This is a genomic window from Asticcacaulis currens (assembly GCF_028550395.1).
GTDB lineage: Bacteria > Pseudomonadota > Alphaproteobacteria > Caulobacterales > Caulobacteraceae > Asticcacaulis > Asticcacaulis currens.
On record NZ_JAQQKW010000001.1, the window covers coordinates 710,267 to 723,040 of the forward strand.

Genomic DNA, 12,774 nt, shown 5'->3' on the forward strand with positions numbered 1-12,774 from the left:
TTGAAGGTGAGACAAATAGATTAAGGTTGGAAGATGTCTTCGATTTTAAGGGCGAAGACGTCGGCGATCTTGAAGGCCAGCGGCAGGGAGGGATCGTACTTCTCCGTTTCGATGGCGTTCACGGTCTGGCGCGAAACATCGAGCCTCTGGGCCAGCTCGGCCTGAGACAGGTTGTGTTCCGCACGCAGGACTTTCAGACGGTTTTTCATGGCTTTATCTGGAGTTTACCGGTGCCGCAGCCACCAGATACCCCAGGCGATGCCGTAACCGAGCAGCATGGGGATTGTAGCAATTCCCACACCCAGTTCGACTTCGCGGCCGGCAACGTTTAATATCTCGACCAGACGTTGCGGGGCGGCACCTTGGGTAAAAACGGAAACGACGTAAAATATACCGACGAAAGCCAACCCGGAGGAACCGCCCCAGTACCAGGCCCAGCTATGCGCCTGACGGACGGCCTCATCCACGCCGCGCCACCAGCGGATACTGTACAACATGGCGGCCCCCATAATCAGTACACCGGAGATCAGCCCAGCAATGGTCAAAACCTGCGTCTTGTCGCTCTGAGGCTGGATCAGCATAACCACCATAACCAAGGTGAGCGCTGCCAGACTGCCGATCAGACTGAACCCCATGACACGCGCCAGAGTTCCGGCGAACGAGAGCTTTTTTTCCTTGGACACGATATTTTCCCTTCAAACATCAACGATGCCGCAGCCACCAGATACCCCAGGCGATGCCATAACCGAGCATAGCCGGGGCCTGCGCAGTGATGATACCGAGGGCCAGCAGACGGCCCTCGCTGCCCATGAAGTGCGTGTAGCCACTCATCAACTCGTCACCTCCGGCAAACGCGACGACGAAGGCCAGAACCGATAAAAGAAGCCCGAAAGAGCCGCCCCAGTACCATGCCCACTTATGGGCCTCGCGTTGCGCTTCATCTATCGACAGCCACCACAATATGCTGACGCCCATGGTCGCGATCAAAAGGCACCCGACAATGGCGTAGGTCACGCCGGGATTGTTGCGAATGAGCCCCGTACCCGAGGCCATGTCATATCCCATGATGCCCCCCAGGATGAGGGTCATCGCGACAAAGGCCCCCATCATCCATCTGGCGGTGGAACGCAGATTTTTCACGTTTATCTCCCCGTTTAAAGACAAGCATCCTTTACACTGTCTTTTTGAAGCGTGTCAAGCGTCCTTGTCAAAAAGAATATGAAACTTGTCATGACCGTCCCGATGTGAGGCCTGGGGTTGCCATGGCCCGACCTTTGCAAACACCGCTTCGCACGCGCAAAAAAACCCGTTAAGGTTTGAGAGCGTTGAAAAAAGTAACTATCCTGAAATACAGACCCTTTAGGGTTTTGCTGTCAGGAAGACCCTGTAAAAACAAGGGCCACCACAGGCCCTACCCGGAACCGGCATGACGACCTGCGATCTCATTTCTGCGCGCGACCTTAGCGAAATCGACATCGCGGCCTGGCGTGACATGGCGAAACAGACCTTTGCGTTCGGCTCGCCTGTCCTGTCGTGGGACTTCTGTGCCGCCGTGGCGCAGGTGCGCGATGACGTGAAGGTGGCCGTGTTTCGCCGCGAAGGTAAGGCCATCGCCTTCCTGCCCCATCACCGCCGCCCGGGGCAGTTTGCAAGGCCAGTCGGTGCGCCGTTCAACGACTATACGGCCCTGATCAGCTTCCCCGACACGGCGTTTTCGGCGCGTGAGATGTTGGCTTTGGCCGGAATTCGCGCCTTTCAGGTGTCGGGCCTGATCGACCCCTATGGCGCGTTCGCCGGTTTTGAGGGCGAGGCCGAAGATGCTTACGGCATTGACCTCACCCCCAAAAAGGGTGAGACGGGCGAAACGGTCAATAATGTCGATAAGAAGCACCTGAAAAACATCAACCGCCTGCGCCGCCGCCTCGAAGAGGAACATGGCGAGGTGCGCTTTGAACTGCCGGATTTCACGCCTGAACACTTTGAGGCCATGCTGGCCATCAAACGCGCCCAGACGGCGCAGACCGGTATTCATGACTTCCTGTCGGCACCGTGGGTGCAGGCCCTTATGCGCAACCTGTTTACCCGCCCGGCCGACACCGAGATGGAGCTTTATGGTCATCTGACGACCGTCACCGCGGGCGGAAAGCCGATCATCTGGCATTTCGGTCCGCGTCTGGGTGATCGCGTCCATCCGTGGGTCTCGGCCTTCGACCCGGCCTACAGCGCCTATTCGCCGGGGCAGATTTTCCTGCAGGGATGCCAGTCGCCGCTGCGTGAGCTGGGGGTCAACTATTACGATCTCTCAACCGGGCAGCAGCATTATAAGAACGCCTTTTGCAACACCCACTCGGTTGTTCATCATGGCCGCCTTTACGCCGCTTCGGGCGAAGGCCGCACGGCGGAATCCCTGTCGCGCCTGATCGACAGGGGCGGCAAGGTGCTGGGCGTGTCGCATCTGACGCGGCGTTTGGGGCGTCGCCTCGACCATCTGGCCAGCCTCGAACTCGACCTCGGCGGGCGCGTCAACGGCACGATCTACGCCTTCGCCAATGCCCGCAAGCGGTTGAGCTAGTAAGATGCCGGTCAGCCTGATCATACCCACCTTTCGCCGCCCGGAGGCTTTAAAGACCGCGCTGCACTCAGTCTTTGCGCAGACGGGCGTTGAGGTCGCGGTGAACATTATCGTCTGCGATAATTCCCCGGAGGGCTCGGCCCGTGCGATGGTCGAGAGCCTGACGCCCGGCGCGGGGCAGACTCTGATCTATCTGCATGAACCCAATCCCGGCGTTGCCAATGCCCGCAATACGGCGGTAAAGGCCGCCCACGATCCCTTTATCCTCTTCCTTGATGACGATGAAGAAGCCCCGTCCGACTGGGTAGCGAAGATGCTTAGCGCGCAACAGGCCTTTGGCGCCGATGTGGTGTTTGGCCCTGTCACGGCGCGGCTCAAAACCGCAGCCCCCCAATTCCGGCCCTATTTCGAAGCCTTTTTTTCGCGCTTCGGACCGGCCCACAGCGGCCCGATCCCCGACTATTACGGCTGTGGCAATTCGCTGATCCGCCGCGCCCTGCTGAGCGGTGAGCAGCCCTTCGACACTAACCGCAACTCATGCGGAGGTGAGGATGACAAGCTGTTCTACGCTCTCAAACAGGAGGGTGCGCGCATGGTGTGGGCTTCCGATGCCTTTGTGTGGGAAGACGTGCCAGAAAGCCGCGCCACGCTACGCTATACCCTCCCGCGCGCCTTTGCCTATGGTCAGGGCCCTTCGACCTCGGCCATGGCCGGCACGCCGAAAAAGCCGCTGACCTGTGCCTACTGGATGCTCAATGGGCTGGTGCAAGCGTTGCTGTTTGGCGGGGCTGGGCTGGTGCTTTATGCGGCGGGCTCAAAGGCCGCTGCGCGTATCCTCGACAAGGCCGCCCGTGGCCTTGGCAAACTCATCTGGTTTCACAAGATCGGCTTTTACGGCACGGCCTTATTGAAACCCAATCCGGCAGGGCGCTGATGAAAGACATTCTCACCTGGGCCGCCGCGCACAAGGCGGGCTTTGGCCGCGAAAACCTCAAGTTTACCCACAACCTGCACAACAGCCCGCTGTTTACGGATGAAGCGCTGATCGCCCTTATCGACCGCTATCCGCGCGATAAGCTGGAAGTGTTTACCATGGGCTATGACCCGACCAACTGGGGGCAGTGGTTCCTCGGCCGGCGCGGCGCGCACGACGGGCGGGCCCTTATGGAAGGCGTGAAGGCCGGGCGGTTATGGCTCAACCTGCGCAAGGTCAATCATTCGGATGCCGATATCGGTGCCCTTTGTGAGGCCATGTTTGCCGAGATTCGCGCCCAGACGGGTGTCCGCACGCTGAAGGAAGATCTGGGCCTGCTGATCTCCTCGCCCAATGCCCACGTCTTCTACCACCTCGATATCCCGCTCGTGACCCTGTGGCAGATACGCGGCGTCAAGCACGTCTATGTCTATCCGCCCAAAGACCCCTATGTCTCCGATCATGATCTCGAAGGCGTGGCCTTGCGCGAATCGGATGAACAGTTGCGGTTCGATCCGGCATGGGATGCCGAGGCGATGAAAGTCGAGTTCGTGCCTGGGCAGATGCTGACCTGGACACAGAACGCCCCGCACCGCATCGTTAATCAGGACTCGGTGAACGTGTCCTTGTCGATCGAGTTCATGACCCCGGCCGCCATCTGGCGCGCCAATGTCATCTACGCCAATGGTTGCCTGCGGCGCTGGCTGGGCCTGAAACCAACTCTGGCGACGTCACCCAGATGGCTGGAGCCGTTCAAGGTGGTGTTTGCGCGTCTGGTTAAGATGGCGGGTGGCTATAATGGCAATAAGTCGCCGCTCAAGCCGCGCTTTACGCTGGATGACACCCGCCCCGAAGTCCTGCACTTCGATGAGGGTGTCGAAGTCCCGATGCCGTCAAACCGAGCGGCCTGATCTCTATACTTCTCCACCAAAGGCAGGGAGGTATAAGGATTAGAGGCTTGGCGACGCCACCGGTGTGGGTTCGTTCGGTGCGGCTTCAGGCGTGGCGACAATCAGCAGGTCGGCCTTGAACTTGTCTGAATGACGGTCTCCGTGTTCGTCGAACCAGTCACAATAGACGTAGTTATCGAGATCGACATTGTTGACGGTCATCGCCGGGCCGCCGGATTTGAGCTGCACCGTATCGCCAATCATATAGCCCATACTGTCCTCCATAGTCTGAAGGACCATCAGGCCTGCCGCTGCACAAAAAAGCGATACGCCGCGCGCACCGCCTGTAAAAGTCTTCAATTTGGATGAGACGGCAGAAGGCTAGCGCCGCCCATATATAGATACGGGCAAGCGACGCCGACGCCCTATATCGCCAAATTCAAGACTTTTACCACGGTTTGAAGTGTTTGGAGAGCTTCAACCCCTGTTTCTGATAATGCGAGCCGCCCTGTCCATAGAGCTGTTCCGGCTTGGCCACCAGCGGCTCATAGACCAGACGCGCCACGGTCTGCCCGTGTTCCAGCAGGAACGGCGTCTCGTGGCAGCGCACTTCCAGCACGCCTTTGGAACCGATGCCGCCCGCCTCTTCGGTGCCAAAGCCCGGATCGAAGAAACCGGCATAGTGGACGCGGAATTCACCGACACTGGGGTCGATGGGTAGCATTTCGGCAGCCTCGGTCACCGGAATGACCACATCGGTTTGCGACGCGAGGATGTAGAATTCGCCCGGATCGAGCAGCAACTGTCCCTTGTTCTGGTAAAGCGGCTCCCAGAAGTCGCGCGGATTGTGGCCATCGACGTGATCGAGGTCGATGATCCCGGCGTGACGGCGCGCGCGATAGCCGACCAGATCGCCGGTCATCAGGTCCACGCCACAGTCAGCCGTATAGAGCTTGGGTACCTCGCCGGTCTTGAGACGCAACTGGTTCAGACGCGTGCCGGTGCGCGCCAGCACCGAAAAGGTCTGCGGCGCGATCTCGACATAGATAGGGCCCTTGTAGCCTTCGCGCACATCGTCAAACAGGTCACCGAAATCCGACAAAAGGCGCACGAAGACATCGACCCGACCGGTCGAGCTTTTGGGATTGGCGCGCGCCGAAACCCCGTCCGGTAGGCTTAAAAACTCCTGCAATTCGGCAATATAGACGCAGCCCGACTCAAAGACCGCGCCGCGCGTCAGGTCCATCTCGTGCATCATCACGTCGGGCAGGCGGTCCATTACCCGCTTGCCGCGCGGCAGATAGGAGGCGCGCACACGCCAGGCCCGCGCCCCCAGACGCAGATCGATCGACGCCGGCTGAATCTGATCGGCATCCAGTTTGGAAGCGCTCATGATAGCGCTCTGATCAACCAGTTCACGAATGGATTGCAGCGGCAGGATACCGGAAACGGTCATCAGGAATCGCAACTTTCTTAAAGCAGGGGAGGCGCATTTAAGCGGCGAATGCGCAATGCGCAAAGAAAAACTGACACTGGAAGCGAAGCGCTCTATTTTGCGTCCATGATCTATACCGCAACCACCGACGGTGTGACTGTCAGCGTCCGCGTGCAGTTCGTACCCCGTAATGACGATGCCATCCGCGCCCACAAATGGCTGTGGACCTATCACATCACCATCGCCAATGCGTCCAGCCGCGCCGTTCAGCTCAAAACGCGCCACTGGCGCATTACCGATGCCCTGGGTCGCGTGCAGACGGTCGATGGCGAGGGCGTGGTGGGCGAAACCCCGCGCATTGCCCCCGGCGACAGCTACAGTTACGCCTCAGGCTGCCCGCTCGATACGGATTCCGGCACCATGGGCGGGCATTATATGTGCGTGACAGATGAGGGCGAGTGGCTGGCCATACAGGTGCCCCTGTTCTCGCTCGATGCCACCCTGTCTAAGCGGACGCTGAATTAGGTTTAAATATCACAGCAACGGGCTGTCCGCCGCGGTTCTGCGCTTTGGCTTTGCGTTCCAGCGTTCTTTCGTTTTATCGTTCTGTCACAGAAGCATGGACGCCTGGCATGCCTGCCCGCAGGTGAGCGGGAGCAAAGGGCGCCCTAAGCACAGGACACTGCATGGCTACCCTGCCTACCGCCACCCGCCTTAAGGCCGCAGTCGGCTTTGCCAGCCATATCGGCCGGCGCGATGACAATCAGGACTTTGCGGCCTCGTGTCTGGCGGATGACGGATCGCATCACGGGCTGGTGGCGGCACTGGCGGATGGCGTCGGCGGGCGCAGGGGCGGTCGTGTCGCGGCCGAGCTGAGCGTGCGTTCTTTCATCGACGACTATCTCAGCCAGACCGAGGCCCTGTCACCGCAAAAAACCGCTGGGCGGGCGCTGGAAAGCATCAACTATTGGCTCCACCGGCAAGGACAGAAGGATGAAAACGTCCGCGGCATGAGTTGCGCCTTCACCGGCGTGGTGATCAAGGGCAACCGCTTGCACTCCTTCCACGTCGGCGACACGCGTCTCTATCGCTGGCGCGAGGGCTATCTGGGGCAGATGACCCAAGATCACAAGCCCGAAGGCGGCGAGGATTCGCCCTATCTCACCCGCGCTATCGGCTTCGAAGAGGTGGTGCGCATCGACTATCGCATACACGACATCTTCCCGCACGACCGTCTGTTGCTGTGCTCGGACGGCATGCACGCCAAGGTGCCGGAAGCCCAGATCAACGCCATCCTGTCCGAACGCCTGTCGGCAGATGATACGGCACAAAAGCTGGTCGATATGGCCATTAGTAATGGCGGCGATGACAACGCCACCGTGCTGATCATAGACATCTTCGAACTGCCGCCCGCCACCGTTAAAGACCTGGACGCGGCCATTTCGCGCCTGCCCATGCGTGATCCGCCGGAAATGGGCGCAATTATCGACGATTTCAAGCTGGAAACCCTGCTGGCCGACGGTATGTACAGCCGCGTGTTCAAGGCCCGCGACCTGTCGGCCACCGGACCGCTTTCGACCGTCGTGCTCAAATTCCCCAAGCCGCACAATCTGGGGGCCGAAACCCTGGCCCGGCAGGCTTTTGTGCGCGAGACCTGGGTGGCGAGCCGCGTCCAGCACATGTGGATCGGCTCGGTCCTGCAACTGCCGCCTAAGCGCCAGACCTGCCTCTATGTGGCGCAACCCTTCTATGAGGGCGAAACGCTCGAAAAACGCCTGTCGCGCAAGCCTGCCATCGGACTGAGCGAAGGCATCGACATCGCCACAAAACTGGCCAAGGCGCTGGGCTCGCTGCACCGGGCGGGCGTCATCCATCGTGACGTCAAGCCGGATAATGTGATCCTGCTCAAGGACGGCGGGCTGAAACTGGTCGATCTGGGCTTTGCGCGCCTGCCCGCGCTCGACGAAAAGACCGGCGTGCTGCCCCCCGGCACTAATAATTATATGGCCCCCGAGTTGTTCGACGGTCAGTGGGGGGATGAGCGGTCGGACATCTTCGCACTGGGGGTCACCCTGCATCGCATGTTCACCGGCGGCACCTTCCCCTATGGCGAAAGCGAACCCTTCACCAAGCCGAACCTGAAGCGCCCGGACCTTCTGACCCATAAACGCCACGATGCGCCGGGCTGGCTGGAAAGTATCATCCTTCAGGCCCTGGCTCCCAATCCGGACGAGCGCTTTCAGGACGGGTTTGAAATGGCCTTTACGCTGGAAACCGGGTCGTACGGTGTTAATCCCGTGTCGATTCGCAAGGCGACGCGCTTCCATCCTGCGCGCCCGTGGCAGTTCGCTACGGCGGTTTTGACGGCGCTGGTGCTCCTGCTTGGGGCCATGCAACTGGGCTTGATCACTGGACCGGATGCCGAAACAACCAAGGCCTTTTTGCGTGAGCACGGGTTCCCGGAGTTGAAATAATTGTCTTCGGCCTTAGGCGGGCAGAGGTGTCGCGAAAGGCAGCGTTGGCTTTTTAGGTCAAACCACAGACTACACAGATTTCACAGATTAAGATGTTTCAAGCATCAAATCATCGCGATCATATCCGCGACAGCGCGCTGAGCTCATATGTTGAATCTGTGGCGCCTAAACCATAAGGCACCCAGAGACCGCTTTCTTCCCCGCAAAGCACAGCTCTGACGGCTCTATTTCCTATTCGGGGTCAGATTATTGACTGTGCCGGAAATCCTGCGGGGGCTTGAAGTCATTGGCCCAGGCTCCGGCGCGGGTGCGTTTGGAGGTCTTTTCGGCAGCGACAAAGATCAGAATAGCGGCGATAGGCCAGAGCCAGCCCCGCCTGCATCTGCGCCTCACCCAGAACACGGCCTTCGACGGCGCAATCGGCCAGTATGCGTCCATACTTCTCTGCCCTGTAGGTCACAAACGACCTCGGCCCCAGCTACCAGCCTTTTAAGCTGACGACTGGCCGCTTCGCCGCGGGCAATAGTCCCTCAACACTGATCCTATTCAAAGGTATCGACCCCTTCAAAGCGGACCTTCAGACTTTCCTAGCGCAGGAAGTCGCCGTCTAAAGCTTCCGCTTCACCACTGAGGGCGATGGTTTCCGGTCTGGCGGGGAGGGGGGGGGGCGATGGGGGCGGCGCGGGTTAACAAGCCGCCAGTCCAGCCAATGTCCTGAGACAGGCTCAACGCCTCAGCGTGAAGCCTCCAGTTGCGCCAGCACCACCGTCGCGCCCTTGTGCAGGGGCATATAGGCCGAAGCGATCTGGCTTAAGGGCACGGGGCCTTGCAGCAGATAGCCGAAGCCAAACAGGATGAGCATCAGATAGCGCAGGGCCAGCGGGTCGCCCTTGGCCATACCGGCCTTAGCCTTGCCGATCTTCAATGACGGCTGCTTCACCTTGTGGCGCATACCGATCAGCACGTCGGGCTTGACGCCATTGTCGAGCGCGAGTCGTGTGTTGATTTCGGTAAAACTTGGCTGTTTAAACCCGCGCAGGTTGAGAACGGCGGCAATGGCGGCCACGACTGCGCCCGCCGTCAGAACCGCCAGATGGACCATCGGGCTTAACCCCGCGAACAGCCCCCATTGGGCGGCTACAGCAATGGCCCCAGCCAGTAGCAGAAACGGCGTCACAGCGGGCAAAATCTGTTCCCAGATCATCACCACATGCGTCCAGAACAGCGCCCGGCTCAGCTTTGATAAGGGTTTTGTCCGTTGAAGCTTCATGCCGTCCCCCAAAGACGTGCGAGTTTAGTCCGCCCGTACCCTATGCGGTCTTAACCATTCCGGCAAGACCTCGCGGTTCATCATCTCCTCATAGGCGGGACGAGGACGCACCACCGCCCAGTTTGTGTCACGCACCAACACCTCAGGAGCGAGGGGGCGCGAATTATACTCGCTGCCCATCACCGCCCCATAGGCCCCGGCCGACATGAAGGCGACCAGATCACCGGCTTTCAGTGCCGGCATGTCGCGGCCGCGCGTAAAGGTGTCGCCGGTTTCGCAGACCGGGCCGACCACATCATAGATGGCGGTTTCGTTGGTCTGAACCGCCGTCACCGGGCGGATGTCGTGATAGGCGTCGTACATGGCGGGGCGGATCAGGTCGTTCATTGCCGCATCGACGACGAGAAACTTCTGACCAGAGTCTTCGCGTTCATGAATGTGGATGACGCGCGACACCAGAATACCCGCATTGGCAGCGATCAAACGACCCGGCTCAAAGGCATAGCGCACTCCGAGATTTCCGACGGTTAGCGCCACCATCTGGGCAAAATCGTTGGGCGAGGGCGGTTCTGGCATGTTGAAATAGGGCACGCCCAGCCCGCCGCCCAGATCGAGGCGCTCAACGCTCAGGCCACTGGCGCGCAACTCCTGCACCCAGCCCTTCATTTTGGAAAAGGCGGCCTGCATGGGGGCGAGGTCCGTGATCTGGCTGCCGATATGGCAGGCAATGCCCATGGGGGCGATATTGGGATCGGCGGCGGCCTGACCATAGAGGGAGATGGCTTCGCGGGCCGATACGCCGAACTTGTCCTTGGCCCCGCCGGTAGTAATCTTGGCATGACCGCCGGCGCCGACGCCCGGATTAATGCGGATGACGATGGGGGCCACGACGCCCAGAGACGCCGCCACGTGGCTGAGGCGTTCCAGTTCGGGCTTTGATTCGACATTGAGCTGATAGATGCCGGTCTTCAGCGCGAAGGCCATTTCGGCGTCGGTCTTGCCCACGCCCGAAAAGACGATACGCTCCGGCGGAATACCGGCGGTCAGCGCCTTACGGATTTCGCCCTCGGACACCGTATCGGCCCCGGCCCCCTGTTCGGCGAGCGTTTGCAGCACCGCCAGATTGGAGTTGGCTTTGGTGGCATAGGCGATTAGCGGCGCTTCGTTCTTGGGGCTTTGCAGGGCGTCCTGGGCCCACAGTGCCTGAGAGAAGACCTGAAAATGCCGCTCGAACGTGGCGGACGAATAAACGTAGAGCGGGGTGCCGACGCGTTCAGCCAATTCGCGGACCGATACGCCCTCGGCGTGCATCTCGCCGTCACGGATGTCAAAATGATTCATTTACAAACAGGTTCCTGTGAGGCGGAAAGAACCCCCACCATCATCGCCGCTACGCGCGATGGTCCCGACACTTTCGAATGCTAGACGTTCGCCACATCGTACCCCAGTAAACCGGGGAGGTATAAACGATTACTGGCGTTGGGCGTTGCCCGTGCCTTCGAGCGGGGCGTCGGCGACCTTGCTGTTTTGCTGATAAGGGTCCGGCATCTCGTTCTTGAATTCCTTGCGCGGCAGGGCGCGCTCGGTGGCCTTGCCTTCGGCCTGCGCCTTCTTCTTGGCGGCCACCTCTTCCTGCGCGCGCTTGCCCCACAGAGGCGGCGCGCGTTCCAGATCACCCTGCTTGGCACAGGCGGTCAGACCCAGACCAGAGATCGCGGCCAGCACGAGAGCGGCCTTCACAAACGAACGCGATACGGTAGCGGTCATACCAAAATTTCCTTCCAACGCTGGATCTGTTCGCGCACCCGCACAGGTGAGGTGCCACCATAGGACAGGCGCGAAGCCGCTGAGGCTTCGGGCGTCAGAACACTATATACGTCTTCGGTAATCCCCGCCTCCAGTTTTTGCAGATCAGCGAGCGACAGTTGCGAAAGGTCCACACCCTGTCCTTCGGCCAGCTTGACCGCCGCACCGGTAACATGGTGAGCGTCCCGGAACGGCATGTTGAGGGTGCGAACCAGCCAATCGGCCAGGTCCGTCGCCGTCGAAAAGCCCGATGAGGCCGCAGCCTTCATGCGCTCCCGATTGGCGCTCAGATCACGCACCATGCCGGTCATGGCCGCCAAAGCCAGATCGAGCGATTCAAAGGCCTCAAACACGGGCGGCTTGTCCTCCTGCATGTCCTTGGAATAGGCCAGAGGCAGGCCCTTCATCACCGTGGTCAGTGCGATCAGCGCCCCGTTGATGCGACCCGTCTTGGCGCGCACCAGCTCGGCCGCATCGGGGTTGCGCTTTTGCGGCATGATGGAAGAGCCGGTTGAGAAGGCGTCCGAAAGGCGGACGAAGCCGAACTGCGGCGTCGTCCAGATGACGATTTCTTCGGCCAGACGCGACAGGTGCCCGGCGCAGATGGCGGCGTGGCTCAAAGACTCCAGCGCGAAATCCCGGTCGGAGACGCCGTCCAGGCTGTTGGCGGTCGGACCGTCAAAACCCAGGGCTTCGGCGGTCATGTGGCGGTCGATGGGGAAGGGCGACCCGGCCAGAGCAGCGGAGCCCAGCGGATTCTCATTCATGCGCTTGCGCGCGTCTTCAAAGCGCGTGGCGTCGCGGCCGAACATTTCGACATAGGCCATCAGGTGGTGGCCAAAGGTCACGGGCTGCGCCGGTTGCAAGTGGGTGAAGCCCGGCATCAGGGCGTCGGCATAGTCTTCGGCCCGCGTCACCAGCGCCTTTTGCAGGTCACGCAATTGCGCAATCGTATAGTCCACGCGGTCACGCACCCACAGGCGGAAGTCGGTCGCCACCTGATCATTGCGTGAGCGCGCCGTGTGTAGACGACCCGCCGTCGCCCCGATCAGCTCACGCAATCGCGCCTCGACATTCATATGGATGTCTTCGTATTCGGCGCGGAAGGGGAAGTTACCGGCTTCGATCTCACCGATGATGGTTTGCAGGCCGGCGTCGATCTCCTGCGCGGCCTCGGCGCTGATGATGCCTTGTTTGGCCAGCATGGCGGCGTGGGCCCGTGATCCGGCGATGTCCTGCGCCCACAAACGTTTGTCAACCTCGATCGAGACGTTGATGGCTTGCATAATGGCGTCAGGTTGGGCAGAGAATCGTCCACCCCACATTTTCTGCCCGGCGGAATTGGGGGATTGCG

15 protein-coding genes are annotated in these 12,774 nt (G+C 60.4%); 5 read left to right on the forward strand and 10 right to left on the reverse strand.

Annotated features, from left to right (window positions below):
- Positions 1–20: 20 nt before the first annotated feature.
- The 3 genes from PQU94_RS03055 to PQU94_RS03065 are packed head-to-tail and all read right to left on the reverse strand — an operon-like array spanning position 21 to position 1,140.
- Positions 21–209 (reverse strand): helix-turn-helix transcriptional regulator, encoded by a 189-nt coding sequence (locus tag PQU94_RS03055; protein WP_272740009.1) that lies wholly within the window; start codon positions 207–209, stop codon positions 21–23.
- Positions 210–224: 15 nt separating this feature from the next.
- Entirely contained in the window at positions 225–683 is a 459-nt protein-coding gene (locus PQU94_RS03060) for a hypothetical protein (RefSeq protein WP_272740010.1), read from the reverse strand.
- Positions 684–702: 19 nt separating this feature from the next.
- Positions 703–1,140 (reverse strand): hypothetical protein, encoded by a 438-nt coding sequence (locus PQU94_RS03065; protein ID WP_272740011.1) that lies wholly within the window; start codon positions 1,138–1,140, stop codon positions 703–705.
- 286 nt (positions 1,141–1,426) lie between these two features.
- Between PQU94_RS03065 and PQU94_RS03070 the strand changes: the two genes are divergently transcribed.
- Genes PQU94_RS03070 through PQU94_RS03080 form a run of 3 tightly spaced genes read left to right on the forward strand, consistent with a single transcriptional unit; the run spans position 1,427 to position 4,456 of the window.
- The gene (locus PQU94_RS03070; RefSeq protein ID WP_272740012.1) at positions 1,427–2,572 is read left to right on the forward strand and encodes a GNAT family N-acetyltransferase; all 1,146 of its coding nucleotides are present in this window, start codon (positions 1,427–1,429) and stop codon (positions 2,570–2,572) included.
- A gap of 4 nt (positions 2,573–2,576) precedes the next feature.
- Positions 2,577–3,506 (forward strand): glycosyltransferase family 2 protein, encoded by a 930-nt coding sequence (locus PQU94_RS03075; protein WP_272740013.1) that lies wholly within the window; start codon positions 2,577–2,579, stop codon positions 3,504–3,506.
- Complete coding sequence (locus tag PQU94_RS03080; RefSeq protein ID WP_272740014.1) at positions 3,506–4,456, forward strand: hypothetical protein; 951 nt, start codon at positions 3,506–3,508, stop codon at positions 4,454–4,456. Before PQU94_RS03075 ends, PQU94_RS03080 begins: the two co-directional genes overlap by 1 nt.
- Positions 4,457–4,495: 39 nt before the next feature.
- On the opposite strand, the gene PQU94_RS03085 is transcribed toward PQU94_RS03080, so the two are convergent.
- Together PQU94_RS03085 and PQU94_RS03090 are read right to left on the reverse strand one after the other, a co-directional pair.
- On the reverse strand, positions 4,496–4,708 hold the full coding sequence (locus PQU94_RS03085) for a YodC family protein (protein WP_013478040.1): 213 nt from the start codon (positions 4,706–4,708) through the stop codon (positions 4,496–4,498).
- A gap of 175 nt (positions 4,709–4,883) precedes the next feature.
- On the reverse strand, positions 4,884–5,891 hold the full coding sequence (locus tag PQU94_RS03090) for a 2'-deoxycytidine 5'-triphosphate deaminase (protein WP_272740015.1): 1,008 nt from the start codon (positions 5,889–5,891) through the stop codon (positions 4,884–4,886).
- 105 nt (positions 5,892–5,996) lie between these two features.
- Between PQU94_RS03090 and apaG the strand changes: the two genes are divergently transcribed.
- Together apaG and PQU94_RS03100 are read left to right on the forward strand one after the other, a co-directional pair.
- Entirely contained in the window at positions 5,997–6,395 is a 399-nt protein-coding gene (gene apaG / locus PQU94_RS03095; protein WP_272740016.1) for a Co2+/Mg2+ efflux facilitator ApaG/CorD, read from the forward strand.
- A 161-nt stretch (positions 6,396–6,556) separates the two neighbouring features.
- Positions 6,557–8,344, forward strand: coding sequence for a bifunctional protein-serine/threonine kinase/phosphatase (locus tag PQU94_RS03100; protein ID WP_272740017.1), 1,788 nt, complete (start codon positions 6,557–6,559; stop codon positions 8,342–8,344).
- 246 nt (positions 8,345–8,590) lie between these two features.
- Here PQU94_RS03100 and PQU94_RS03105 read toward each other — a convergent pair whose 3' ends face one another.
- The 5 genes from PQU94_RS03105 to argH form a co-directional block, all read right to left on the reverse strand.
- Entirely contained in the window at positions 8,591–8,782 is a 192-nt protein-coding gene (locus tag PQU94_RS03105; RefSeq protein ID WP_272740018.1) for a hypothetical protein, read from the reverse strand.
- A gap of 295 nt (positions 8,783–9,077) precedes the next feature.
- Entirely contained in the window at positions 9,078–9,614 is a 537-nt protein-coding gene (locus PQU94_RS03110) for a DUF4175 family protein (protein WP_272740019.1), read from the reverse strand.
- 24 nt (positions 9,615–9,638) lie between these two features.
- Positions 9,639–10,955, reverse strand: a complete 1,317-nt coding sequence (gene lysA, locus PQU94_RS03115) for a diaminopimelate decarboxylase (RefSeq protein ID WP_272740020.1) — start codon at positions 10,953–10,955, stop codon at positions 9,639–9,641.
- 129 nt (positions 10,956–11,084) lie between these two features.
- On the reverse strand, positions 11,085–11,381 hold the full coding sequence (locus PQU94_RS03120; protein ID WP_272740021.1) for a hypothetical protein: 297 nt from the start codon (positions 11,379–11,381) through the stop codon (positions 11,085–11,087).
- Positions 11,378–12,745: an argininosuccinate lyase gene (gene argH / locus PQU94_RS03125; RefSeq protein ID WP_438263731.1), complete on the reverse strand. Its 1,368-nt coding sequence runs from the start codon at positions 12,743–12,745 to the stop codon at positions 11,378–11,380. The genes PQU94_RS03120 and argH overlap by 4 nt, the downstream gene beginning before the upstream one ends.
- Positions 12,746–12,774 lie beyond the last annotated feature (29 nt).